Here is a 26,014-nt window from a genome sequence, read left to right as displayed (position 1 = left end):
CCGCAATGAGGGCTGCCTTATGGTCTTTGCGGCGCTATTGCTCGACGCTCCGTCCGCGCCACGATGCCCGCTTTGCCGGCGCTCTGCAATTGCCCTTTTTGAGCGGCATGAGGGATGGTAGCCTTATTGCCTTGGCCCGCCCTCAGCCACCGAAGAATCGCGTCAAAACCGGGTTGAGCCGCGCGTTTGAACTCGGGGCTCATTTCCGCATCCATGCCGCAAAGCGTTGCGATTTCCTGCCAGTCCACTCTTCCGGCCCGCAGCGGAGGACGCGACTGGAAGACGACAAGCCCGATCATGAAGCCCTTGAGGTTTTCAAAGCTGCGGGGCTGCAGCAAAGGTGCGAGCCTCAGGTCGCAAAAATCCGAGATCTTGCGTTGGAAAACATCAGAAGCAGAGCTTTTCTTTACGGGCATTGTTCATTCCTTGCATACGACCTCGTCCAGAGGCCGGGGTGTGCGCGCTAAAGCACGGAAGTTAACGAAACGCAAACAACCGACCGTTTAGCCGCTTTCAATTCTACGATGCGTTGGCAATTGGCAACTCTAGTGATGAGCTGATCCTGATCGGACATCCCGGCTCTCGCACGGGATCAAGGGCAGATCATGGCGCCCTCGGTTTATTTCGGTTTCGGTCGATCAAAACCATGAAGAAACTGTAACTTGCCTCCCATGCCATTGAGAGCGACATTTGCCTCGCGCCGGATTGATGAGGTGAAGCAAATGTCAGTCTTGGAAATATTAGTGAGACGCCGTATGCAGGAAGAATATGCCAAGGGCACATCCCCCGAGCGGATTACCCGGCTCCTGCAGGAATTCTTCAACGGGGTGGAAGCCTCCCAAGCAGATGCTGCCCCGCACCGGTCTTTCGGCAATCGATAGCAATCGACACATAGAACGAAAGGGGCCGGCCCTCGACGTTTCTCCGAGAGCCGGCCCCTTTGTGGATTAAACATGTTCCGAAGGTGCCGCCTCCTATTGCGCGCCGTTCGAGCCGGGCAGGCTTTCGATTGCTGTCAGGATCTTGTATGCGGCCTTGACGCGTTCCGGGATCGGATAGTTCTTGTTCGCCAGCAGGACGATTCCGATTTGTCTGGCCGGAATGAAGGCCGCATAGGCGCCAAAACCGTTGGTCGAGCCGGTCTTGTTGAGCAAGATATCCTTGCGCGGCTGTTGTGGTGGCACGAGCCGGGTTATCTTATGTGGCTTCAGCGCCATGTCCGATGAATTGCCTGACAGTAGCCGGGTGAGCGTCGTCGGATAGGCGTAGATTTCCCAGCCCAGCGCCTGTGTCGTGTTTCCTACCGTGTAATAGCCGACATGGGTCGCGGCGATCGCGCGCTGAAGAGTTTCGTCAAGGCGAGAGCCGTCCATATTGGCCTCGAGAACGCCGATCATGTCAGCCGAAGTGGTTTTTACGCCATAGGCTTGCGTGTCCAGAACGCCCGGCGTCACCCGGACAGGCTTGCCCTGCTTCGAATAACCGTAGGCATAATTGCCCATCTCTCCCGGCGGGACGCGGACATAGGTATGATTGAGGCCGAGGCCCGCGAAGATCTTCTCCTGCATCAGCGCATCGAATGGCTTGCCCATGGCTTCGGCGGCGAGATAACCGAACAAGCCGATGCTGGGATTGGAATAGAGCCGATGGGTAGCCGGTGCATAGGATGGGTGCCAGTTGCGATAGTAGGCGATCATCTTGTCTTGATCGGTCACATCATCCGGAAACTGCAGGGGCAGGCCGCCTGCCGTGTATGTGCCGAGATCCAGAAGGCTGATCTTGTTGAAGCTGCTGCCGGTAAGCGCGGGCAGATACTTCGACGCCTCATCGGAAAGTGACAGTTTTCCGCTGACCTGAGCGTAAGATGCGAGAACCGCGGTGAAGGTCTTGCTGATCGAGCCGAGCTCGAAGATCGTGTCGTTTGTGACCTTCTGACCAGTCTCCTTCGAGGCGACGCCATAGTTGAAGAAGTAATGCTTGCCCTTGACCGTGATCGCGACGGCCATTCCCGGGACATCGTTTTCCGTCATGACCGGCCGGATTGTATCATTGACGGCTCGCTCCAGCCGATCCTGATCGTTGTCGTCTGCCGCATGGGCGCTGACCGCATAGAAAAGGCAGCTGGCGATCATGCCGAGTTTCGGTAGCGAGATGGAATGCATGTGCAAGATAATATCCTCATATTGGTGACAGGCCGCGCAGACGATTGCGGCCTGAGGTCATGGATCCGGGGTTGGTGGGCACGGTCGGGGTTGCAGTCGATGCCGCCTGGGGGTCATTTGGCCCCTGCAATCACCTCGCGACGCAGACTATGGCGCCCCCTTGTGCCCTAGACAAACGATCAATTCTGGGCTTAGGCATGAGAAAAACTTGGGCTTAGGACATAATGGACATTTCACAACTTCCGCTGAACGCGCTCCGCGTTTTCGAAGCGTCGGCGCGGCATTGCAGCTTCACGCGGGCCGGCCTTGAACTCCGGGTGACGCAGACGGCCGTCAGCCATCAGGTCAAGGCGCTGGAGGATGTGCTCGGGGTAACGCTGTTCAAACGGCTGCCGCGCGGACTTGCATTGACCGACGAGGGCCATGCCTTGCTGCCCGTGCTGACCGATGCATTTCGCCGCATGAGCGCCACCTTGAGCCAGCTGGAGGAAGGCAACTTCGACGAGATCCTGACAGTCGGCGTGGTCGGCACCTTTGCGATCGGCTGGCTTTTGCCTCGGCTGAGTTCGTTCAAGGCTCAGCATCCACATGTCGATCTGCGTCTGAAGACGAACAACAATCGTGCTGACATGGTGCTCGATGGGCTCGATTTCTTCCTGCGTTTCGGCGATGGGGCATGGCATGGAACCGAGGCGATCCATCTGATGGATGCGCCGCTGTCGGCGGTTTGCACGCCCTCGATCGGCGCACGTTTGCGCACGCCGGCCGACCTTGCCGATGTCGAGCTGCTGCGCTCCTACCGGATCGATGAGTGGGCTCTCTGGTTCAGGGCGGCAGGCCTCACGCCGCCCAATCTTCGCGGTTGGATGTTCGATTCTTCGTTGACACTGGTGGAGGCCGCGGCGCGTGGTGTCGGCGTGGCACTCGTCCCCGTCGCCATGTTCTCGCATGAGATTGAGGCGGGCAGGATCGTACAGCCGTTCCGGATCACCGCTATCACCGGAAGCTATTGGCTCACACGATTGAAATCGCGCGCGGAAACCGCATCGATGAAGGCGTTTCGCCAATGGCTGACAGCCGAGATCGAGGATCTGCCGTCATAGGATTGGAGTTGCCCGCCGTTTCGGATCGGGATGAAGAATGTTGCTCCTGTTCGCGGCCCCATGTTGGGCCACGAGATTTCGCTTCGGCCGATGAAGTCTACAGCTGTCAGTTCTTTGCCCATTGGGCGGCGGCATCTCTGGCAAAGGTGCTGTAGGAGCGTGGTGCGCGACCGAGCAGCCCGGTGAGACGACGAATGTCGTCCGCCGTGGCGACCGCGCCATCCGTCTGGTAGCGGCTGAACATCAGGCGCAGGTCGAGCGCATGCCAGGCGGGCAGCATGGTCTTCATACGCTGTTCCATCGTAACAAGATCATCGCCGCCATAGCGGATGACGCGGCCGAGCGCTTCGCTCCAGATGGCGGAAATGTCCTCGCCCGTCAAACTGTCCGGACCGACCAGCGTATAGGTCTCGCGGCCGAGCGGTGCGGAAGCTTGCTCCCGCCGGATTAGTTCGAGCGCAGCCGCCTCGCCGATATCGCGAATATCGACCATCGAGATGCCCTTCGACCCAACAGGTACGCCGTAGGCACCGACATTCAGCAACAGATCCCTCTGACGAAGGTCGTTCTGGATAAAATAGGCTGGGCGGAGAACAGTGGCCGGGAGATCGAGAGCGTCGATCATCCGCTCGACCGTGTGTTTGCCGGCGAAATGCGGAACATCGGCATAGGCCTCACCCTTGAACACCGAGAGATAAACGATGCCCTTGACGCCGGCCTCGCGGGCGACGGCAAGCGCGAGCATCGTCTGGGTCAGTTCGTCGGCAACGTTCGGGGCGAGCAGGAACAATGTGCTGACGTCTTTCAGCGCGGCGCGCAACGAATCCGGGTCGGCCAGATCGCCGCGGACCGGCGTTACGCCCAAGGGAAGCTGTGCCGCTTCAGGCGAGCGCGTCAGGGCGCGGACATCGACATTATGACCCTGCAAGTGGGCCAGGACCTGGGACCCGATGGTCCCTGTGCTGCCGGTAACAAGAATAGCCATTTTAAAAACTCCTCAAGATGTTGCGAGAGACCCGATGTCTCGAGAAGAAAGATAGCCGTTCCAATTTCTATTTGGAGATGGCTATATTAAGACAGGTCGTCTCAATTATGGAACATGAGTATGGATCTGCAGGCTTTGTCCGACTTCAATCTGGTCGCTGCCCATGGCGGGTTCGGTCGCGCCAGCCGCGTCACCGGAAGGCCGAAGGCGACGCTGTCGCGTCGGGTTGCCGAGCTCGAGCAGAGCCTCGGTGTCAGGCTGATCGAACGCGGATCGCAGAGTCTGCGACTGACCGACGAGGGGCGGGCGCTCCACGAGCGCACCGATGGGCTGCTATCTGAAATCGCCGAGGCCGGCGAGGCGGTTGTCCTTGGGGCCTCGACCCCGAGAGGACGCCTGCGTGTCAGCGCGCCCGTGGTCTTCGCCCATGTCGCGCTCGGTCGCATCGGCGCGCGTTTTGCTCTGGCCTATCCCGAGGTCCAGCTCGAGATCGTCGCCGAGGATCGCAAGGCCGACCCGGTCGAAGACGGCTACGACCTGATCATCCGCATCGATCCGGCACCGGACGAACGGCTCGTCGGTCGCCGCTTCCTCAATGACGAACGCCTGATCGTGGCGCCACCGGGCATGCGGCGCCCCTCGCCAACGGCAGACGGCGAAGAGCTTGCCGTGAAGGCCGTCTTGCTCAGTGCATCCTCACAGACGGCCGTGTGGCGACTTGGCTCCGGAGCAGAGCCAGACGTGGTGCTGAAACCAGAGCCTGTCCTTCGTCTTTCATCGCTTTTAATGGTTCGTGATGCCGTTTTGGCGGGTGCCGGCGTGGCTTTGTTGCCGAAGCTTCTTGTCGCTGACGATATTGCGGCGGGCCGGCTCGCTTATTGGGGAACCCTCAGAGGTCCACCGGTGGAAATCTGGGCACTCCAAAGCTCGCGCCGTCTGATCGGCGCCAAGGTCCGCGCGTTTCTGGACGTGCTGGAGAAAGCCTTTCCGGAGAAGGTGTTCGTCCCGACGATATGATGCGGTGGCGGCCCTGACGCTTGGGCTATCCACTCAAGCAAGATCAATGGCCGGCGCCATCAACGCCAGCCGAGAGCGGGCGCGACGTGGGTGAGGATCGCCTCGATCACATGCGCGTTGTATTCGACCCCGAGCTGGTTGGGGACGGTCAGAAGCAGAGTGTCGGCCTCTGCTATAGCCTCGTCCTTCCTGAGTTCTTCGATCAGTTGATCCGGTTCAGCGGCATAGCTGCGTCCGAAGATTGCCCGTGTCTTGTCGTCGATGAAGCCGATCTGGTCCGCGTCCTTGCCGCTGCTGCCGAAATAGGCGCGGTCGAGATCGTTGACCAGTGCGAAGATGCTGCGGCTCACCGAGACCCGCGGCTCGCGCTTGTGGCCGGCCTCCTTCCAGGCTTCGCGGAAGACCCGGATCTGATCGGCCTGCTGGACATGGAATGGCAACCCGCTCTCATCGTTTTTGAGCGTTGAGCTTTGCAGGTTCATGCCGCGCTTTGCTGCCCAGACAGCGGTCGCGTTCGAGCTCGCGCCCCACCAGATCCGTTCGCGCAAGCCCTCCGAATGCGGTTCGAGACGCAGGAGGCCGGGCGGGTTGGGAAACATCGGTCGGGGGTTGGGTTGCGCAAATCCTTCGCCGCGCAGGATGTCGAGCAGCACGTCCGCATGCCGCCGGCCCATGTCGGCGTCGCTCTCACCCTCGGCCGGCTCGTAACCGAAGTGGCGCCATCCATCGATCACCTGTTCAGGCGAGCCGCGGCTGATGCCGAGCTGCAGCCGGCCTCCGGCGATCAGATCAGCTGCGCTTGCATCCTCGGCCATGTAGAGCGGGTTCTCGTAGCGCATGTCGATGACGGCGGTGCCGATCTCGATGCGGCTGGTCTTGGCCCCGACGGCCGCCAGCAGCGGAAACGGCGAAGCGAGCTGGCGGGCAAAATGATGCACGCGAAAATAGGCGCCGTCCGCGCCCAGCTGCTCGGCAGCGACGGCGAGATCGATGGATTGCAGGAGCGTATCGGATGCCGAACGCGTTTTCGATTGGGGCGAGGGTGTCCAGTGGCCGAATGAAAGGAATCCGATCTTCTTCATGGTCCCGCTCCGCAACGTTTGGTTCGCTCAGCTTTGCTTCATGACATGATTTCGGCTGCCGATACAAGCGGAGTGAAGGTATCCTGGCTGCGCGAGCCGCGCCCTCGGTATCAAATAAATAGGCCCGCCGTTTCCGGCGAGCCCACGGGAGGCCGATGCTGCCGCCGCGCCTGCGGTCTCCAGCTGAAGATCGTTATTTCGCTGGCTGGATCGAGCCGATGATACCGAGCACTTCCTTTTCGTGCTTGGCCTGGTCTTCCTTGGAGCCCCAATAGGTGAGCACGAGGATCTTGTTGGGCGCCGGCGAAAGGACGCCGAGATTGATGTTGACGGCTCCGTCTGCATCGGTGCCCTGCCAGTTCAGGATCGACAGCTTCATGCCATTGATTTCGTTGCTGTCGTCATCCTTGCGGGTGCTGGCGTCGATCTTGACGCCGTTCTTGTCGAGGAAATCGACGGCATCGCCGATGACCTTCTCGACATTGTCGCCAGTGGCAACATCGAGGGCAAAGTAGATGGCGGCATCAGGCGAATTGGCGTCGATGCCGGATTCGGTTTCCTTCGGCTTCCAGCTGTCGGGGATGGTGACGCTGGCAACGGGCGCTTCGCTCGGAAAGGCGAGCGTCTTGGCATTGGCGAGCATTGGAAAGACTGCGAGCGCAGCGGCGATGAGCAGCATCTTTTTCATGGGTGCTTCCGTTCTGTCTTTGAGTTTTAGGTCGCCGATCAATCTCAGCGGATACGTGAGGTTGGCATGGTTTTCGGCAGTGCGGAGACAGCCGGAAAAAGGGGATAATTGACCGCAATCAGCTGGCCGAAGCGATCTCGAAATCCTGATCGAAGGAACTCGTCTTTCCCGAGGTCATGTCATACAGCGTATAGTGAAGCTTGTATTTGCCGGCCGGTGCACCGTCGACGTTCAAGGTCATGTCGAGCTTGAACTCCAAATTCTGCTTGTGGCTTTGAAGGTCGCTATCCAAGAAGCCCTTCTTGCTCCACACGACCTCGCCGCTGGCGTCGATAATGTCGAGGTCGGCAACGAGGTGGAGTTCATAGAGACTGTCCGGAAGCTGCTTCCAGCCATAGCCGATCGGTTCGGCATAGCTGAAGATGGGCTCGCCGGGTTTGAAAACGTTTGAGTCACGTTTCTTGTAAACCCCGTAACCCGTTGAAGGCTCGGCCACGAAGATGACGTTCTGTTGTGAGAACGGCACCTTGGTCCAGGCTTCGATGACGGCCTTTTGTGCAGTAGCCAAATCCGCCAGAGGATCGGCATGGGCAACGGCAGCAAAAGTCATCGCAAAAATCAATACAAGCACTTGCCGCATGGCAGTCTCCAATCGGTCTGCTGATAATGATTCCGGCAGGCGCCGGAGAACGGGTAAAGCCATCGTCTCATTGCGTAATTTCGAGGCATGATCGACTTGCCCCAATCGAAGACGGTGGGTGCCGGCGCATCCCGCCTGCCTCATTCGTGGATGGTATAGCTGCCGAGTTCGCACAGGTTCTGGGTGTCCGTCGTCGTATCGAGGCTGGAACCTTCCTCGAACTCGAACTTCATGTCGTACTTGCAGACAGTCCGACCATCGCCGATGGTGATATCCATGCTCTCACCGGGGTTCAGTACCTGCTTGCCGAAGACATCGTCTTCCCAATTATTGACGCCGACCGGGGACGTATAGAAATTGGTGAGCACGGATTTGGTGCCGTTCTTGAGCGTGAACGTCAGGTCGTCGGCGCTTGCAGCACCGGCAAGGCAAAGAAGCGCTGCCGACGCCGCGAGGGCGAAGCGAAATTTCGTCATCGAATTGATCCTTCGGTGAAAGCTGATGCGCGTCTTTTTAAGCGTTTCAGCGGCCGTGAGCTATATATATTGCACGCCAAGCTCGGCCCATTTTTGGGCTAAAACGCAACCCGGATCGAGGCGTGGCGTCGGCCTGTCGCCCGGCGACAAACGCGGCACCGCCGCGAGCTACTCCGTCCGCACAGAAGCGAACAGAGACCTGTAATTGGGAGTGGGCCGCGGCATGCGACCCGAAGTGGAGACCCCGCTGTCGAGCAGGGTCTCGTTCAGCGTAAGTTGACGCCCGCCATCAAGGCAGGAGGCTGCGCTGCAGGCTTTGGCGCTGTGCCTCCTGAGCGGCCTTGAGCTGGGCCTTGGTATACATCAGGGCATGCTCGGCAAGGTCGCGGCCATCGTCCCAAAGGTTGCGCCAGATGCCGAGGATGCCTTCGAGCGGCTGGCCGACGACGCGCGAGGAGAAGGATTCGAAGGTGATCGGGCCTGTGTAGCCGGAGCGGACAAGGGCGCGGAAAACGCCGGCAAGGTCGATCGTGCCCGAGCCCATGTAGCCACGATGGGAATCGCCCGTGTGGAAATATCCGAGATGGTCGCCCGTCTCGAGAATGGCGGCCTGAATATCCGATTCCTCTATATTCATGTGGTACACGTCCAGATGCACCTTCACGTTTGGCATGCCGATGCGCTTGCACATCTCGACGGCCTGGGCCGCGGTGTTCAGCACGTTGGATTCGTAGCGGTTGACCACTTCGAGGACGAGCGTGATGTGGCTTCGCGCCGCTGTCTCGGCCACCTGACGCAGGATCTCGACCGATTGTGCGACGCCTGCCGCCGTGGTCGGCTCGGAATATTTGCCGAAGGCCGAATGCAGGATGCCGCCGATATATTCGCCACCGCAATCGCGGCAGACGGCGATGGCCTGCTCGAGCTTTTCCTTGCCGCGCCGTCCCTTCTCCTTGTCGCCGCTTGAAATGTCGCTGTCGAAATCGAGGCCGAGCGAGAAGTTGATGCCGATGCCGTTTTTTTCCAGCTGGCGACGGGTAAACTCCGGATCGATCAGGCTCGGATCCAGCGCCGGTGCCTCGATGAAATCGTAGCCCACCTCGGCACTACTGGCGATTGCGCGGGCGCATTCCTCCTTGCTCCAGCCGGCTTCCCATACCAGCGCGTGAACTCCCAGCTTGTTCATGATCTTCCTCCCGGTTTCGTGGATGCAAAATGAATTGCTGCAGTGCAGAAGACATGAATCGTTTTATACTTGAAAGCGCTCATGTTGACACCGCACTTACTCAGGTATAGCTTACAATAAATCGTTTCACCAGAGTTTTCATATTATCATTGGCGAGGGCGTAGTGGGGGAGGGCAAGATGTCGAGACAGCAAAGCCCTTCCATCAAGATGGTGGCCGACAGGGCCGGCGTTTCGGTCGCGACGGTCTCGAACGTCCTCAACGGCAAGCCAACGGTTTCTCCCGATTTTGCCCGGCGCGTGAATGATGCGGTGCGCGAGCTTGGTTACGTCGTCGATCTCGGCGCGTCGCGGCTCCGCTCGCGCAAGGCGCAGCTCGCCGGCGTCGTTGTGCCGGATCTTACCAATCCGATGTTCGCCTCCTTCGTTTCCACGCTGGAGCATCTGGCGCGCCTCGCAGACTACGATCTGGTCGTCGTATCAGCGCGCAACAATGCGGAGGAGGAGGCCGACCGGTTGCGCAAGATTCGCGCCTGGCGCCCCGCCGGCCTGATCGTCATTCCCTGCGACGGCGCCTTTGCCGAGCGCCTGCCGGATGGCTTCTTTGCACCCGTCGTCCTTGCCGACCGCATACCCGATGCCGCCGGCTTCGATCTGATTGCCGTCGACAACGGGCCGTCGGCCGGTGTCATCGCTGCGCATCTCGATCAACAGGGCTATGAGGATTGCCTCGTCGTCGGCACCAGTCTTTCGATCAGCAACATACGCGAGCGTTGGGAAGGCGTGCGTGCGTCGGCCAAGCACATGCGGGTCGAGATGCTGGAAATCGGCATCGATGACGCCCATGGTGCACAGCTTCTGGAGGAGCGTCTGCGCCATCGCGCGCTGCCCGGCGCGCTGTTTTCGCTCGATCAGGGCACGACGCTTTTGACCTACTGCACCATGGCTGAGATCGGGCTTTCCGTGCCAGGCGATATCGCCTTTGCGAGCTTCGACGAGATGGAATGGATGCGGCTGGTGACGCCCGGGATCACGACCGTGCGTCAGCCTGTCGAGGAAATGGCCGAGCAGGCCTGGGCGCTGCTGTTGCGGCGCATGACCGGCTCTGCCGGAAAGCCGGTCACGCGGCGCTTGCGCTGCGCCGTCGAGATCCGTGGTTCGACACCGCGGAACCCGCTTGAGGAGGCGGGTAAACTGAAACTGGGAGGAAGAAAATGGAAGTTACAAGGCGAACCATACTCACCGGAATAGGCGGCGCCGTCGTTGTCGGCACCCTTGGCGGCACGATCGGCGTAGCCCAGGCGGCTGAACCGCAACTCGGCGTCGTGGTCAAGATCGGCGGCATCCCGTGGTTCAATGCCATGGAAGTCGGCATCAAGAAGGCCGCGCCGGATTTCAAGACGAATGCCTGGATGGTCGGGCCGACACAGGCGGATGCTGCTCAGCAGGTCCGCGCCATCGAAGACCTGATTGCCCGCAAGGTTGCGGTCATCGGTATCGTGCCGAACGATTCCGCAGCGCTCGACCCCGTTCTCGGCCGCGCACGGGCAGCTGGTATCAAGGTGCTGGCCCACGAAGGCCCGAGCCAGAAGGAAGCGGATTGGGACTTTGAGCTCACGACCATCGAAGGCTATGGTCAGGCCCATATGGACCTGATTGCCAAGGAGATGGGCGGGGAAGGCAAGTATATCGTCTATGTCGGCTCGCTGACTGTTCCGCTCCACAACGCCTGGGCCGATGCGGCGATTGCCTATCAGAAGCAGAAATATCCGAAAATGCAGATGCTCGGCGATCGCTTCGGCGTTGCCGAAAGCTTGGATGAAAGCATCAAGACCACCCAGGATCAGCTTCGCGCCAATCCGGATCTCAAGGGCATCCTGACATTCGGTTCGCAGGGGCCGATCGGCGCTGCCCGCGTCCTCGACGATCGTGAAAAAGCCAAGTCGATCGCGCTGGTCGGTGGCTTCTCGCCGGGGCAGGGCGTCAAGTACGTCAAGTCCGGCACGATCCGCGGCGGCTTCATCTGGAATCCGATGACGGCTGGCGAGATCTTCGTTCAGCTCGCTTCCATCCTAGCGGCCGGCAAGGAACCGACCGACAATATGGAGCTGACCGGCGTCGGCAAGGTGCGCGTCTATCCGGACAAGAGGCTCATTCAGGCGCAGAAGCTTGAATCCCTCGATAAGCAGAATATCGACCGGCTGGTCGCGCTCGGTCTCTAGGCGTTCCTCCCGAGGGCCGGCGGTTGGCCTGAGTGCCGCCGCCGGCCAACCCAAACAATCGGAGTGGATCGATGAGCGATGATGTTCCGTTTCTTCGTTTAACCGGGCTGTCCAAACGGTTCGGCGGCGTGCGTGCATTGGAGGAAATCGACTGGGACGTTCGCCCAGGCGAGATCCATTGCCTTGTCGGCGAGAACGGTTGCGGCAAGTCGACGCTCATCAAGACCGTTGCGGGAGTGCATCCGCCCTCGGCCGGCACCATCGAAATCGAAGGCAAGCCGGTTCTTCCGCTTGATCCGGCTCGTGCCAAGGCTCTGGGAATCCAGGTGATCTTTCAGGATCTGTCCCTGTTTCCCAATCTTTCCGTTGCAGAAAACATCGCCGTTGAAAACCATCTCGATCGGCTCTTGAAGCCGGTCAGCTGGAAGCGGATGCGCGAGAGTGCGAGTGCAGTCCTCGCAAGGCTCGGCTTTACCCTCGACCTCGATCTCGTGGTATCAGACCTTTCGGTTGCCGAGCGCCAGATCGTCGCCATTGCGCGCGGCCTCGTCGCCGAGGCGCGGCTGATCTTCATGGACGAGCCGACGGCCTCGCTGACGCGGACGGAGGTCGATCGTCTGCTCGGGATCGTCGGGCGGCTCAAGGCCGATGGCATTGCCGTCGTCTTCGTTTCCCACCGGCTTGACGAGGTGGTCGAGATCGCCGAGCGGGTGACCGTGATGCGCGACGGCCGCAAGGTCGGCACCTGGCCCGCCGATCAGGTGAACGAGAAGAGGATCGCGCATCTGATGACCGGGCTCGATATCGATCACTGGATTGTCGCCCGCGATATGGGCAAGGCCGAGCCTGTCCTTGAGGTCAGCGGTCTGTCACGTCGCGGCGAATTCGCCGATATCGATTTCACCCTTCGTCGCGGCGAGGTGCTGGGTATCTCCGGATTGCTGGGGTCGGGCCGCACCGAGCTTGCCTTGACGCTGTTCGGCATGCATCGCGCCGAGCACGGCAGCATTCGCCTGGAAGGCCGGCAGCTTGCGCTTCGCTCCAACCGTGACGCCGTGCGCGCCGGCATCGCCTACGTCTCCGAGGATCGTTTGAGCCTTGGCGTCATCCTGCAGCAATCGATCGGCGACAACATCATGCTCGCGGTCATGCGGGGCATGGCAAACCGGCTTGGGCTCATCCCCGGCAACGCACGCAGGCAACTCGCCGACGATTGGGTGCGGCGCCTCGCCATCAAGGTCCCGTCAGCCGATCGGGCCGTGCAGACGCTTTCGGGAGGCAATCAGCAGCGGGTCGTTCTGGCGAAGTGGCTCGCCACGCGGCCGAAGGTCCTGATCCTCGATTCCCCCACCGTCGGCGTCGATATCAAGAACAAGCAGGGTATCTACGATGTGGTCGCCGATCTGGCCCGCCAGGGCGTTGCTGTCATCCTCATCTCCGACGAGGTGTCCGAACTTTTCGCGACCTGTGACCGTATCCTGCACATGCGCGCCGGCCGCATCGTCGGCGAGGCGGTGCCGGGCGAGATCACCGAGGCCAACATGAAGGAGCGCATCTATGCATGAGGATAGCCAAATGGCCGCCGGATCGTCCTTTCTCGTGCAGTTGCGGCGCCGCCCGGAAGCGTGGCTGCTGGCGGTCATTGCCGTGGTGGTGATCGTCTTTTCGCTGACGGCGCGTGATTTCCTGACGCTTGCGAACATCATCGATCTGCTTGAGACCTATTCGGTGCAGGCGATCATGGCGATGGGGCTTTTCGTCGTCCTGGTTTCCGGCGGCATCGACATCTCCTTTGCGGCCACGGCATCCGTGGCGCAATACTGCGCGGCGCTGCTCGCAACGCAGCTCGGATTTTCCGCGCCTGTCGTCATCCTCTGCGGTCTGGCGATCGGTGTCGCGCTCGGCTGCCTGAATGCGCTGCTCGTCCACTATGTGCGCATCACGTCCATCATCGCCACGATCGCCATGATGAGCGTCAGCTTTTCGCTGCTCATGTATTTCTCGGGCGGCAAGTCGATCTATACGCTGCCGGACTGGTGGACGAATCGCATCGTGTTCTGGCGGATGGAGACGGCATCGGGCGATATCGTCCGGGTGACGCTTCCGATCGTCGCGATGGCGGTCGTCACCCTGTTTACATGGGCATGGATGACCCGCTCTTCGGTTGGGCGTCAGCTCTATGCCATGGGTGGAAATGCCGAGGCCGCGCGGCGGGTCGGCATGAATATCGGCCGCCTGCAATTCGTCGCCTACGGCTATCTCGGGCTGATGGCGGCGATCGCCGGGCTCCTGCAGGCCCACCGGGTCGGCGAAAGCGTGCCCAATGCCATGTACAATACCGAGCTTGCCGTGCTCTCCGCCGCTGTTCTCGGCGGCGCCAGCCTGACGGGCGGCATCGGCACCGTGCCTGGCGTGCTGCTCGGTATCGTGCTCCTGGCCGTGCTGCAGAACGGGCTCAACCTGCTCGGCGTCTCCTCCTATTTCTTCCAGATCGTCATCGGCGTCACCATTCTGGTTTCGACCTCGATCACGGTGATCAGTTCACGGCCGGGCCGCCGCCATCGCATCATCGCGGGAGCACCATCCAATGGCTGAGCCGCCGCTTCTCTATAACCTCAACAACGGACTTTCCGACCTGATGACTCGCATGAAGGCGGGCATTCCCGGCGCACATACAGGGCTTGTCGTTCTGCTTGTCCTGCTGGTTGCCGGCTTTTCCCTGTTCATTCCGAACTTTGCCTCGGTCGGCACTCTGCAATCGTTCATGTATCAACTGCCGCTGCTGGGGCTGCTGTCGCTGGCCATGATGGCGCCCCTGATAACAGGCGGCCTCAATCTGGCGATCATCGCCACGACGAACCAGTGCGCGCTTCTGATGGCCTTCATCATGCAGAGCCTGATCACGCCCGATAGCAGCGCCGGCTCGGCCGCAGCCGTCATCGTTCTGGCACTTGTCGCCGGCCTGGCGCTTTGCCTTCTCATCGGCCTCGTCACCGGCACGCTCATCGCCTATACCGGCGTCCATCCGATCCTCATCACGCTCGGCACGAAATCGCTGATCGACGGCATCAGCATCTATCTGACCCGCGGCATGGCCCTTTCGGGTATACCGGACGGATTTGCCCGCATCGGCACGATGACGATCGTCGGCGTACCGCTGATCTTCCTGCTATTGATCGTGGTGGCGGTGATCGTCAGCATCATATTGCGGCGCACCGCTTTCGGCGTCGCCTGCGCCATGATCGGCTCCAACATCGAGGCCGCGCGCTATTCGGCGATCGACACGCGTCGCGTGCTGGTCGGCGTTTATGTGATGTCGAGCCTGATCTGCTTCTTTGCTGCGCTGGTCATGCTGGCAACTTTCAATTCGGCCAGCGCGGATTATGCCCAATCCTATCTGCTGGTGACGATTCTTGCGGCCGTCCTCGGCGGCGTCGATCCTTTCGGCGGCTTCGGCACGGCCGGCGGCCTGATGCTGGCGCTTGCCATCCTGCAGGTCATTTCCTCAGGCTTCAACCAGTTCGGCCTCAGCAACTATCTCACCGTGGCGATATGGGGCGGCACCCTCATCTTCGTCGCCATGGCTCAGACGGCGCGTCCCTATCTCATGGGATTGCTGCCCTCACGTTTTGATGGTTCGAAATGAGCATCGTCGCGGTCTTCGATATCGGCAAGACGAATGTGAAGCTGTCGGCGGCGAGCGACGACGGCCGCGTCTTGGAAACTCTGTCGACGCCGAATGTCGTAAAGGACGGTCCGCCCTATCGCCATCACGATCTCGACGGGCTGGACGACTGGCTGATCGACAGCCTGGCCGCGCTCGGCCGCCGGCATGATATCGGCGCGATCGTCACCTGCGCCCACGGCTCCGGCGGCGTGCTGGTCGACAGGCAAGGCGCTGCGTTGCCGATGATCGACTATGAGCAGCCCACGCCTGCCGACGTTGATGCATACTACAGGAAGATTGTCGGCTCCCATCGCGAAAGGGCGAGCGCCGTCATGCTCGGTGCGGCACATCTCGCGCGGCAGATGCTGTGGCAGGAGATGCACTGGCCCGAGACTTTTGCTGGAGCCTCCGCCTATCTTGCCACGCCGCAATATTGGGCCTTCCGCCTGTCCGGCGTTCTCGCAAGCGAGGTGACGAGCCTGGCCGCGCAATCGCACCTCTGGGCATCGGCCGACGGGCGGCCATCTGCTCTCGTAGCAAATCGCGGCTGGCAGCGGCTCATGCCGCCGATGCGAAGCGCCTGGGAGACGCTCGGCCCCATAAGGCCGGACATTGCCAGGCGTACCGATCTTAAGCCGACGACCCGCATTCTGTGCGGCGTGCACGACTCCTCGGCCAATTTCTATCGCTACCAGGCGGCGGATCTCTCCGACGTCACGGTCATCTCGACGGGAACCTGGATCGTGGCGCTGACCGATCGTACCGGCGTCGATTTCAATGTCGAGCGTCCGGGGCACTCATGCAATGCCGATGTGTTCGGCAATCCGATGCCCGGCATGCTGACCATGGGCGGGCGCGAGTTTGCCGCTGTCGCCGCGACTGCCTCCGGCCCGGCCTCGCTGCCGGCCCTTCAGCAGATCGTCGCATCCGGGACTTTTGCAGTGCCAACATTCGGTTCGGATGACGGGCTCTTTCCCGGCACGGCAGGCTGCGGCCATCTTGAGGGGCCGCTGGCCCGTGAGGAGAATATCCGCTTCACGCTTGCTGTCCTCTATTCGGCGCTTCTGACTGCGGCCTGCGTGGATGATCTGCCGCCGGCGAAAACGGTGGTTCTGGACGGCAATTTCGTCGTCGATCCCCTTTATGGTGCCGTCGTCGCGGCGCTGTTGCCGGATCGGCGCGTGCTGGTCAGCCTCAGCACGACGGGAACGGCGACGGGTGCCGCTATGCTCGCCGCGCACGAAACACGGGCATCGCCCGTGACGCTGGCGGCCGAAGCGCCGGATATATCAGGCCTTCCCGACCTTTCATCATACCAGAGGCGCTGGCGTGCCCTGGTCAAGACAATGGAGCAAGCATCGTGACGACATATGACGACAATAGCCTGCGCGAGGACATGGTGGCGGTCTGCCGCCGGATGAACGCCTCCGGCATCAATCAGGGAACGGCCGGCAACGTGTCGGTGCGCAATCCCAAGGGGTTTCTGGTCACGCCGACTTCCCTGCCTTACGACATGATGCGGCCCAATGATCTGGTGCAGATGTATTTCGACGGCAGCTACGAGGGTGAGCGCCGGCCATCATCCGAATGGCGCTTTCATCGGGACATTCTAGCTTCCCGCCAGGACATCGATTGCGTGCTGCATTGCCATTCGGTCTATGCGACCACGCTTGCGGTGCATCACAAGACCATTCCGAGCTTTCACTACATGACGGGCGTTGCCGGCGGCACGACGATCCGCTGCGCACGCTACGCCACTTTCGGCACCCAGGCGCTCTCGGATGCGGCGATCGAGGCCCTGCAGGACAGGCTTGCCTGCCTGCTCGGCCAGCATGGCCAGATATCGCTTGGCAAGACGCCCGCGGCTGCACTCGCCTTGGCGATAGAGGTCGAGACCCTGTCGCGCCTCTATGTTCAGGCGCTGACGCTCGGCGAGCCGCCCATTCTTGATGACGAGGAAATGGCGCGCGTGATCCAGCAGATGAAGAATATGAGCTATGGGCAGGCGCCGGATCTGGATGGTGTCAACGACGTGGCAAGACGCAAGCAGTAATTCGAAATCGCAAGGCAAATCTCGTCCAGCGTGTCCCGGTATATCGGCTGTCAATGGTGTCCTCATGCCGAGCGGGGAGGCGCCTGCGATGATCTTACGTCGATATCTCTTGTGAAATCAAAAATCCTGATATAAATGAAGCTTATTGATGGGGCATTCAGGATTCGATGAAGCGCGGCTTTCTGACAATTTATGCGGGTGAGAATGCCGCGGTTTTGCGGGCGCTTTCGGCGCCGGCGCGCGTCGACATGTTGAAGCTGCTCTGCGCCAAGGGCGCCATGAACGTCAACGAGATCGCCCGCGAGCTGGATCTGCCGCAGTCGACCGTCGCCACCGGCATCATGATCCTGGAGGAGGCCGGTCTTGTCGAAACCAAGGCGGCCAAGGCGCGCAAGGGTTACCAGAAGATCTGCACGGCGCTTTACGACGAAATCCTTGTGAGCTTCGAGGATACGGCCTTCAAGCATGATGAGGATGTGATCGAGGTTGCCATGCCGATTGGCCTCTATACGAGCTGCGAGACGCATGCGCCCTGCGGCCTGTGCTCGACCGAAGGGGTGATCGGGCTTCTCGACGTTCCCGACTATTTCCTCGATCCGCAGCGTATGCAGGCCGGCCTTCTCTGGTTCGGTCGCGGCCACGTGGAATATAAATTCCCCAACAATGCCAAGATCTTGAACAAGGCCGTCAATGCCATCGAATTCTCGATGGAGCTGTCGTCCGAAGTGCCGGGCACCAATCCCGACTGGCCATCCGACATCACGATCTGGGTCAACGGCGTTGCCGTTGGCACCTGGACGTCGCCGGGGGATTATGGCGACAAGCGCGGGGCCTTCACGCCGGGCTGGTGGAAGCTCGAAGGCTCGCAATACGGCAAGCTCAAGACCTGGCGAATTTCGAAGAAGGGCACCTTCATCGACGGCGTCGTCGCGTCCGACGTGACCGTCGACGACCTCGCCATCAGCCAGCATTCTTCAATCCGTCTGAGGATCGGCATTGCCGAGGACGCGCGCCACACGGGTGGCGTCAACATTTTCGGTCGTGGTTTCGGCAATTATGGCCGAGATATTCTGATGCGCATCGACCTGACGTGAAAAGAAATCACATTTTATGATATATAGCGCGCAATCGGGCCGAATCTCGAATTCGTCATATTTTTTATAGATAATTGTTTTATCATCATATTTCTGCATTCGTAGACTGCGAATACACGATTATTTACGCGGAATGCTCCCTCAATGGCGTTGACGACCCTATAAAACTGTATCAAGATCAAGGTATAAGAACGAGATATATGATACATAAGGGAGGATAGCCGTGAAGGCGGACGTGGTCATCCATCGCAATTTCCGAATTGCCGACATCGACGATCGACTTTACAGCTCGTTTCTGGAGCATCTGGGCAGGGCGATCTACGGAGGCATCTATGAGCCCGGCCATCCGACCGCCGATGAGCACGGCTTTCGCCGAGATGTCATCGAACTGGTCCGCGAGCTGAATTCACCCTACTGCCGCTATCCCGGCGGCAATTTCGTCTCCGCCTATAATTGGGAAGACGGTGTCGGACCTCGTTCGGAGCGGCCGGTGCGCCTCGATCTTGCCTGGCGGACGCGCGAGAGCAACCAGATCGGCGTCAACGAATTCGTCGATTGGTGCAAGAAGGCCAATACGAAGCCGATGCTCGCCGTCAATCTGGGGTCACGCGGGCTGGATGATGCTCGCAACTTCCTCGAATACTGCAATCATCCCGGCGGCACCTATTGGTCGGATCTGCGGCGCAAGCACGGTTGGGCTGATCCCCATGGAGTCAAACTGTGGTGCCTCGGTAACGAGATGGACGGCCCATGGCAGGTCGGCCATAAGTCTGCCTATGAATATGGCCGTCTGGCCGATGAAACGGCAAAAGCCATGCGCGGTTTCGACAAATCGCTGGAACTGGTCGTCTGCGGCTCGTCGAATTCCGACATGAAGACCTATCCCGATTGGGAAGCCCAGGTCCTGGAACAGTGCTACGACAGCGCCGACCATATCTCGCTTCACATGTATTTCGCCAACCGCGAGAAGAACACGCTCAACTATCTCGCCAAGGCTGAAAAGCTTGACCGCTACATCGTCACCATCGGCGGCGTCATCGACTATATCAAGGCAAAGAAGCGCTCGAAGAAGACGATTGGCATCTCCTTCGACGAATGGAACGTCTGGTACCATTCCAACCAGCAGGACAAGGATATCCTGGCGCGCGACGAATGGCCGGATGCGCCGCACCTGCTTGAGGATGTCTATAATTTCGAGGATGTGCTGCAGGTCGGCGGCATCCTCAACACCTTCATTCGCCGCTCCGACCGCGTGCGCATCGCCTGTATCGCCCAACTCGTCAACGTCATCGCGCCGATCATGACGGAGGATGGCGGCCCGGCATGGCGGCAGACCATTTATTATCCCCTTTATTTCGCCTCGAAATACGGTCGCGGTTATGCGCTGCGCCTGGTCGCCGACGGTCCGACCTACGACAGCGACGAGGCCGACGACGTGCCCTATCTCGATGTCTCCGCGGTTCACGACGTGGCGGCCAATATGGTCACGCTGTTCGCCGTCAACCGGCATCCGGACAGTGCACTCGACCTCGACACCCGGCTGGAGGGCTTTGCCGGCGCCCGCGTCGTCGAGCAGCACGAGATGGTTCATGAGGACTTGGCGGCGGTCAACACGGCATCGCGGCCGAATGCGGTCGTTCCGACCAGCACCAGCGATGCGAAAGTCGAGGACGGCCGGCTTCGCGCCACATTGAAGCCGCTGTCCTACACGGTGATCCGGCTGTCGGTATGACAGCTGGCGGCCGCAAGATCGCGAGGAGGCGGTCCCGGTCGGCCTAGGCAGCGTAAGGAGAAGAAAGTCGCGGTCCGCCCGGCAGTGTCCGGGCGCAGCGCGCAATCGATAACAACGGGAGGAGATCATGCAACAGTGGAAGAAGCTTGCTTTCGGCGTCGCACTGGCCACGTTCGGCCTCATCGCGGCAGCCAAGGCTCAGGATTATACCGCCTTGCCTCGCAAGGAGACGCTGATCGTCGAAAATCCGGAGGGAACGGTCAAGAATCCCGGTTGGTTCAACGTCTGGGTCAATGGCGGCGGCGGCGTTTCGACCGGCCTGCAGCAATTGACCATGGACACGCTCTGGTACATCGACCCCGAGAAGGGGTTGGGCGGCTCGGCCTGGGACAATTCGCTCGCCGCCGACAAGCCGCAATATAATGACGACTTCACCCAGATGACGGTGAAGCTGCGCAAGGGCCTGTACTGGAGCGACGGCGTCGAGTTCACAGCCGACGATGTCGTCTACACCGTCAAGACGCAGATGGACCATCCAGGCATGAACTGGAGCGCCGCTTTCTCGGTGCAGGTCGCAAGCGTCGAGGCGCCGGATCCCTATACCGTCGTCTTCAAGCTGAAGAAGCCGAACTCGCGCTTCCACGCCATTTTCACAGTGCGCTGGAACGGCGCCTGGATCATGCCGAAGCATGTCTTCGAAAAGGTTGCCGATCCGGTTCGCTATGATTTCGCCAATCCGGTCTCGCTTGGCGCCTACAAGCTGAAAACCTATGATCCGCAGGGCAAATGGTATACCTGGGAAAAGCGCGACGACTGGCAGCGCACCTCGCTTGCCCGCTTCGGCGAACCCGCTCCGAAATACGTCACCTATGTTGATCCCGGCCCGCCGGATAAGCGCACCATCGCTCAGCTCGAGCATAATCTCGATATCATTCACGACAACACGCCGGAGGGCATGTTCACGCTGAAGGAAAAATCGAAGACGGTCGACAGCTGGTTCCCCGGTTTTCCCTTCGCGCATCCCGATCCGACCTTGCCGGCCGTGATCTTCAACAATCAGGATCCGTTGTTCCAGAATGCCGATGTACGCTGGGCGCTTGCGTTGCTCATCGATATCAAGGCTGTGGATATGGCGAGCTATCGTGGCACCGCGACGCTCTCCGCCCTCGGCGTCCCGCCAACGGCGATTGCCATGACGGACTATCAGGCGCCGCTGCAGGATTGGTTGAAGAGTTTCGAGATCGATACTGGCAAGCGCAAGATCAAGCCCTATGATCCGACCATCGGTCAGCAGATCGCCGATATGCTGCGCAAGCAGCCGAAATATAAGGATCAGATCCCGACCGATCCGGCCGCCATCAGCGCCGCCTTCGGCTATGGCTGGTGGAAGCCCGATCCGCAGGCTGCCGCCGAACTGCTGGAAAAGGCCGGCTTCAAGAAGGTCGGCGGCAAGTGGATGACGCCGGACGGACAACCCTTCAAGATCCGCTTGACGGTCGAAGGTGATACGCGCTCTGTCTTCACCCGAGCTGGCACGTTGATCGCCCAGCAATGGGCGGCCTTCGGCATCGACGCCAAGGCAGTTCCGACCGTCAATCTCTGGCAGGTCGCGCTCCAGCCAGGCGATTTTCAGGTGGCTATCGCCTGGAGCGTGGAGACCTGGGGCGGCGATCCCGACCTGTCCTTCTTCCTCGACAGCTGGCATTCGGAATTCGTTGCCAAGAAGGGTGAAAACCAGGCGCCGCGCAATTGGCAGCGCTGGTCCAATCCGGAACTCGACAAGATCATCGAGAACGTTCGCCGCGTCAGTGCCGATGATCCGAAGGGCGTCGAGCTCGGCAAGGACTATCTGAAGCTCGTTGCCCGGGAAATGCCGACCATCCCGTTGATGTCCTATAACGTCTTCACCTCGATGGATACGACCTACTGGAAGGGCTATCCGACCATATCGACCCCCTACACCGACCCTGTTCCCAACTGGGCTAACTCCCGGTTGATGATGGTCAAGCTGAAGCCGGCGCAGCCGTAGATCTCCCACCTTGATGCGGCGGTTGCCGCGTCAGGCACCTTTCGCCGGACACTAGGCACGTCCGGCGAGTCTTTTCAGTGAAAGATGAAGCGCAAGCAGCAAGGAAGACGGCAGCATGACGTCCTATCCAGTTTTCGTATTGAAGCGATTTGGTCAGTTCCTGCTCGTTGTCTTCCTTGGCATTTCCGCGACCTTCTTCATCACCCATATGACGCCGATCGATCCCGTCGAGGAAAGCATCGGCGCTATACAGCAGATGGGGCAGTCCGATCCCCGTGCCGTTGACTTGATGCGCCAGTCGCTTCGCGAACTCTATGGGCTCGAAGGCTCCGTCTGGCAGCAATATCTTCACTTCTGGGGCCGTCTTGCCACGGGTGATCTCGGGCCGTCGCTATCGGCATTTCCAACGCCCGTTTCCACCATCATCGCAAGAGCACTGCCCTGGACAATCGGCCTGATGACCGTCTCGGTGATCATCACCTTTATCCTCGGCAACATGATCGGTGCGCTTGCGGGCTACTACCGCAAGAGCATGGTGCTGAAGGCCGTCAGTCTCGTCTTCATCGCCATGCAGCCGATACCTTATTATATCCTCGCCTTCGTGCTCATCATCCTCTTCGGCTATCTCTGGCCGATCCTGCCGATCAATGGCGGCTATGAGATGAACACCGATCTGCGGCTGTCCTTTTCGCTGGTGCTCGACATTCTGCGCCACTCGATCCTGCCGGCGCTGTCGCTGATCCTCGTAGGGACTGGCAGCTGGCTCATTGGCATGCGGGCGCTCGTCTCCAATATCATCACCGAGGACTATGTCGTCTTCGCCGAACTCGGCGGCGTGCCGAAGCGCAAAATCCTGCGCTCCTACATCGCCCGCAATGCCATGGTGCCGCAGTTTACCGGCCTTGCCATGTCGCTCGGAGCGGTCTTCAACGGCACCGTCATCACCGAAATCGTCTTCGGCTATCCGGGCATCGGCAATCTGCTGATCTCGGCCGTGCATGCCGGGGACTACAGTCTCGTCCTAGGGCTTAGTGCGCTGTCGATCGTCGGCGTCGCTGCCGCAGTCTTCATCATCGACATATTGGGTCCGCTGATCGACCCGCGCATCAAGGTGGAGTAGGGCCATGCTGACGATCGTTCGCGACCTTGCCCGCCAGAATACCGAATTCCTTTCTGGCCTCCTGCTGCTTGCCATCATTGTCGGGCTGGTGATCCTGTCCTACTTCTCGCCCTACGGTCCTTCAGATATCTATGTGTTGCCGCCCGACATGCCGCCCGACGGGCAATATTGGCTGGGCACGACCTCGCGCGGCCAGGACGTCTTCTGGCAGCTCACGACGGCGCTCCGCAATACGCTCTATTTCGGTATCGGCGTTGCGTTCCTGTCGCGCATCATCTCGCTGGTGGTGGGACTGGTGGCGGGCTATGCCGGCGGCATCGTCGATCGGGTGCTGATGGCGATCAATGACAGCATCATGGTCATTCCGCAGTTCCCGGTGCTGATCCTGTTCTATTTCGTGCTGAAGGACGGAATGACGTGGACGGTGCTCATCATCGTCATGGCTTCGCTCGGCTGGTCCTATGACGCGCGCCTGATCCGCTCGGTGGCGATCAGCCTGAAGACGCGCCCCTTTACCACGCAGAGCGTCTATTCCGGCATGAGCATGTCCAAGATCCTCGTCCAGGAGCATCTGCCCTATGTGTTGCCGATCGTCTTCGCCACGACCATGAACAACATGATCTGGTCGATCGGCATGGAGATCACGCTCTCGGTGCTCGGCTTCACCGATATCGAGACACCGACCATGGGCATGATGATCTATTGGGCCAACGCCCATTCGGCGCTGATCGCCGGAACCTGGTGGTGGGTCGCAGCACCCGTCGCCGCCATCATCGTGCTTTTCATGGCGCTCTTCCTGCTGTCGATGTCGATGAACGAATACAATGATCCGCGCAGTCGCTTGAACCGGATGGGGGGCTAGGAATGGAGCCTGTGGTCGAGGTCAACAACCTCAAGGCATATTACCGGGCCTTCCTCTATGGTGTCGATCGTGAAGTGCGCGCTGTCGATGATGTCAGCCTCAGGATCGGTCGCGGCGAGATCTATGGCGTCGCCGGCGAATCCAGCAGCGGCAAGACGACATTGATCAAGACGATTGCAGGCGCCATCCGCCCGCCGCTTCGGGTAGTTTCCGGTTCGGTGAAGTTTCACTTCAATAGCGGCACGCAGGATATCTACGCCATGGCGCCGGAGCAGCGGGCGGCGCTTCGGTGGCGGCATCTGTCCTATATCATGCAGGGCTCGATGAACGTGCTCAATCCCGTCCGGCGCATCCGCCATTCGTTCACGGATTTTGCCTTTCGCCACATGAAAGTCGATCGCGGTGCCTTCTTTGATCGGGTCGGCGCTCATCTGCAGCGCCTGAAACTCGATGCCGATCTCCTGAATGCCTATCCGCATGAATTGTCCGGCGGCATGCGCCAGCGCATGACGATTGCGCTCGCCACCATCCTGACGCCGGAATTCATCATTGCCGACGAGCCGACGACCGCGCTCGACGTGATCGTGCAACGCGATGTCCTGCAGATGATCCGGGAGATACAGCGCGAGATGGGTTCCTCCTTCCTGTTCGTCACCCATGACATGGGCGTGCATGCCGCCGTCTCCGACCGTATCGGCATCGTCTATGCCGGGCGGCTGGTCGAGGAGGCGCCGACGCGCAAGCTCTTTCATCTGCCGCTGCATCCCTATACGCAGCATCTGGTGGCGAGCCTGCCGCGCATCGGCGATCTCTCCACCCGTCCCTCGCTCGAGGGCAGACCGCCCAATCTCGCCATGCCGCCGGAAGGGTGCCGTTTTCATCCGCGGTGTCCCAAGCGCATGGATATCTGCAGCCGCGAGGTGCCGCCGATGGTGACCGTCGAGCCGGATCGTCGCGTCGCCTGTTTCGCCGTGACGGGAGGATAGAGTTTTGAGCGATCTGCTTTCACTCTCGCATGTCACCAAGGTCTACCGTCAGGGCGGCATGCTTAGCCGCCGGCATGTCACGGCTGTCCGCGACGTCAGCTTGAGGCTTGGCGAGGAGCCGGAAATTCTCTCCATCGTCGGTGAATCTGGCTCCGGGAAATCGACCATCGCGGCGATGATCCTCGGCCAAACGGCGCCAACGTCGGGCATCCTGAATTTTCGCGGGCGGCCCGTTGCCGTTCATGGAAAGGTTGAACGGCGCGCCTTCATGCGCGAAGTTCAACCAGTCCTTCAGAATCCGTTCGAAGCGTTCAATCCGCTTAAGAAGGTTGATCGATATCTCTTTGAAACCGCGCGAAATTTTTCACCTGATGGTATCAGGCCAAGCCAGGCCGATATCGAACGCATGGCCGACAGGGCGCTTGTCCATATCGGCTTGACGCTTGCCGAAGTGAAGGGCCGGTTTCCGCACGAACTGTCGGGCGGTCAGCTGCAGCGAACCGCGATCGCGCGCGCGCTCATACCGCAGCCCAGACTGCTGGTGGCAGACGAGCCCGTTTCCATGGTCGATGCGTCCCTTAGAATGGCAATCGTCAACCTCTTCAGCCAGCTGAAGAAAGAACTCGGTCTGTCGATCATCTATATCACCCATGACCTTGCGACGGCCTATTACATCAGCGACCGGATCATCATCATGAAGAAAGGGGAGATCGTGGAGGAGGGCGGCGCGCGTGCCGTTCTCGACAATCCGCAGCATCCCTATTCGCGCGCCTTGAAGGAGGCGGTGCTATCCGCCAGCCCGGATATGGAGCCAGCTTCGCTAGAGCGTTTCTGCTTTTAGCTGAATCGGAAGGGATTCCGTTTTTGGTTGATTTGTGATTCAAGATGTTGGCTGGAGTGGAGGCCAGCATC

General features: G+C 60.2%; 23 protein-coding genes. 16 read left to right on the top strand and 7 right to left on the bottom strand.

Annotated elements, in window-relative coordinates; all coding sequences use genetic code 11:
• Positions 1-974: 974 nt before the first annotated feature.
• Positions 975-2,162, bottom strand: a complete 1,188-nt coding sequence (ampC, locus tag FHT28_RS28825) for a class C beta-lactamase (RefSeq protein ID WP_168598113.1) — start codon at positions 2,160-2,162, stop codon at positions 975-977.
• Between the two features lie 224 nt (positions 2,163-2,386).
• Between ampC and FHT28_RS28820 the strand changes: the two genes are divergently transcribed.
• Entirely contained in the window at positions 2,387-3,265 is an 879-nt protein-coding gene (locus FHT28_RS28820; RefSeq protein ID WP_168598072.1) for a LysR family transcriptional regulator, read from the top strand.
• Between the two features lie 106 nt (positions 3,266-3,371).
• Here the strand turns inward: FHT28_RS28820 and FHT28_RS28815 are convergent, their stop codons facing one another.
• A complete protein-coding gene (locus tag FHT28_RS28815) occupies positions 3,372-4,250 on the bottom strand; it encodes an NmrA/HSCARG family protein (protein WP_168598071.1) in 879 nt (292 codons plus the stop codon).
• Positions 4,251-4,370: 120 nt separating this feature from the next.
• On the opposite strand from FHT28_RS28815, the gene FHT28_RS28810 reads away from it, so the two are divergent.
• Positions 4,371-5,267 carry a LysR family transcriptional regulator gene (locus tag FHT28_RS28810; RefSeq protein ID WP_168598070.1) on the top strand — a complete coding sequence of 299 codons (897 nt, stop codon included), beginning with the start codon at positions 4,371-4,373 and terminating at the stop codon, positions 5,265-5,267.
• Between the two features lie 59 nt (positions 5,268-5,326).
• Here FHT28_RS28810 and FHT28_RS28805 read toward each other — a convergent pair whose 3' ends face one another.
• From FHT28_RS28805 to FHT28_RS28785, 5 genes are all read right to left on the bottom strand, one after another.
• Positions 5,327-6,349 carry an LLM class flavin-dependent oxidoreductase gene (locus tag FHT28_RS28805; RefSeq protein ID WP_037197661.1) on the bottom strand — a complete coding sequence of 341 codons (1,023 nt, stop codon included), beginning with the start codon at positions 6,347-6,349 and terminating at the stop codon, positions 5,327-5,329.
• A 193-nt stretch (positions 6,350-6,542) separates the two neighbouring features.
• Entirely contained in the window at positions 6,543-7,037 is a 495-nt protein-coding gene (locus FHT28_RS28800) for a hypothetical protein (RefSeq protein WP_047559234.1), read from the bottom strand.
• A gap of 118 nt (positions 7,038-7,155) precedes the next feature.
• Positions 7,156-7,677 (bottom strand): hypothetical protein, encoded by a 522-nt coding sequence (locus FHT28_RS28795; RefSeq protein ID WP_047559062.1) that lies wholly within the window; start codon positions 7,675-7,677, stop codon positions 7,156-7,158.
• Between the two features lie 140 nt (positions 7,678-7,817).
• Complete coding sequence (locus FHT28_RS28790) at positions 7,818-8,153, bottom strand: hypothetical protein (protein WP_047559063.1); 336 nt, start codon at positions 8,151-8,153, stop codon at positions 7,818-7,820.
• Positions 8,154-8,442: 289 nt separating this feature from the next.
• Complete coding sequence (locus FHT28_RS28785) at positions 8,443-9,339, bottom strand: sugar phosphate isomerase/epimerase family protein (RefSeq protein ID WP_047559066.1); 897 nt, start codon at positions 9,337-9,339, stop codon at positions 8,443-8,445.
• A gap of 178 nt (positions 9,340-9,517) precedes the next feature.
• Here FHT28_RS28785 and FHT28_RS28780 point away from each other — a divergent pair, with 178 nt between their 5' ends.
• The 14 genes from FHT28_RS28780 (at position 9,518) to FHT28_RS28715 (ending at position 25,943) form a co-directional block, all read left to right on the top strand.
• Positions 9,518-10,588, top strand: a complete 1,071-nt coding sequence (locus FHT28_RS28780; protein ID WP_168598069.1) for a LacI family DNA-binding transcriptional regulator — start codon at positions 9,518-9,520, stop codon at positions 10,586-10,588.
• The gene (locus FHT28_RS28775; protein WP_168598068.1) at positions 10,552-11,559 is read left to right on the top strand and encodes a substrate-binding domain-containing protein; all 1,008 of its coding nucleotides are present in this window, start codon (positions 10,552-10,554) and stop codon (positions 11,557-11,559) included. Before FHT28_RS28780 ends, FHT28_RS28775 begins: the two co-directional genes overlap by 37 nt.
• Positions 11,560-11,630: 71 nt before the next feature.
• Positions 11,631-13,124: a sugar ABC transporter ATP-binding protein gene (locus tag FHT28_RS28770; protein WP_092575219.1), complete on the top strand. Its 1,494-nt coding sequence runs from the start codon at positions 11,631-11,633 to the stop codon at positions 13,122-13,124.
• Positions 13,117-14,154 (top strand): ABC transporter permease, encoded by a 1,038-nt coding sequence (locus tag FHT28_RS28765; protein ID WP_246704973.1) that lies wholly within the window; start codon positions 13,117-13,119, stop codon positions 14,152-14,154. Before FHT28_RS28770 ends, FHT28_RS28765 begins: the two co-directional genes overlap by 8 nt.
• Positions 14,147-15,205, top strand: a complete 1,059-nt coding sequence (locus tag FHT28_RS28760) for an ABC transporter permease (protein ID WP_168598067.1) — start codon at positions 14,147-14,149, stop codon at positions 15,203-15,205. Before FHT28_RS28765 ends, FHT28_RS28760 begins: the two co-directional genes overlap by 8 nt.
• A complete protein-coding gene (locus FHT28_RS28755) occupies positions 15,202-16,590 on the top strand; it encodes an FGGY family carbohydrate kinase (protein ID WP_168598066.1) in 1,389 nt (462 codons plus the stop codon). Before FHT28_RS28760 ends, FHT28_RS28755 begins: the two co-directional genes overlap by 4 nt.
• Positions 16,591-16,622: 32 nt before the next feature.
• A complete protein-coding gene (locus FHT28_RS28750; protein WP_051963631.1) occupies positions 16,623-17,279 on the top strand; it encodes a class II aldolase/adducin family protein in 657 nt (218 codons plus the stop codon).
• Positions 17,280-17,446: 167 nt separating this feature from the next.
• Complete coding sequence (locus FHT28_RS28745) at positions 17,447-18,373, top strand: helix-turn-helix domain-containing protein (protein WP_037197676.1); 927 nt, start codon at positions 17,447-17,449, stop codon at positions 18,371-18,373.
• Positions 18,374-18,596: 223 nt separating this feature from the next.
• Positions 18,597-20,105 (top strand): alpha-N-arabinofuranosidase, encoded by a 1,509-nt coding sequence (locus FHT28_RS28740; protein ID WP_168598065.1) that lies wholly within the window; start codon positions 18,597-18,599, stop codon positions 20,103-20,105.
• Positions 20,106-20,232: 127 nt separating this feature from the next.
• Positions 20,233-22,134 carry an ABC transporter substrate-binding protein gene (locus FHT28_RS28735; RefSeq protein WP_168598064.1) on the top strand — a complete coding sequence of 634 codons (1,902 nt, stop codon included), beginning with the start codon at positions 20,233-20,235 and terminating at the stop codon, positions 22,132-22,134.
• A 115-nt stretch (positions 22,135-22,249) separates the two neighbouring features.
• Positions 22,250-23,254 carry an ABC transporter permease gene (locus FHT28_RS28730; protein ID WP_037197680.1) on the top strand — a complete coding sequence of 335 codons (1,005 nt, stop codon included), beginning with the start codon at positions 22,250-22,252 and terminating at the stop codon, positions 23,252-23,254.
• Between the two features lie 4 nt (positions 23,255-23,258).
• The gene (locus tag FHT28_RS28725; RefSeq protein ID WP_037197682.1) at positions 23,259-24,116 is read left to right on the top strand and encodes an ABC transporter permease; all 858 of its coding nucleotides are present in this window, start codon (positions 23,259-23,261) and stop codon (positions 24,114-24,116) included.
• 2 nt (positions 24,117-24,118) lie between these two features.
• Complete coding sequence (locus tag FHT28_RS28720; protein ID WP_168598063.1) at positions 24,119-25,102, top strand: ABC transporter ATP-binding protein; 984 nt, start codon at positions 24,119-24,121, stop codon at positions 25,100-25,102.
• A 4-nt stretch (positions 25,103-25,106) separates the two neighbouring features.
• Positions 25,107-25,943: an ABC transporter ATP-binding protein gene (locus FHT28_RS28715; protein WP_168598062.1), complete on the top strand. Its 837-nt coding sequence runs from the start codon at positions 25,107-25,109 to the stop codon at positions 25,941-25,943.
• Positions 25,944-26,014 lie beyond the last annotated feature (71 nt).

This window comes from Rhizobium sp. SG570, from assembly GCF_012275345.1.
GTDB classification, from domain to species: domain Bacteria; phylum Pseudomonadota; class Alphaproteobacteria; order Rhizobiales; family Rhizobiaceae; genus Rhizobium; species Rhizobium lusitanum.
This window is presented reverse-complemented; position numbering and strand designations above follow the sequence as displayed.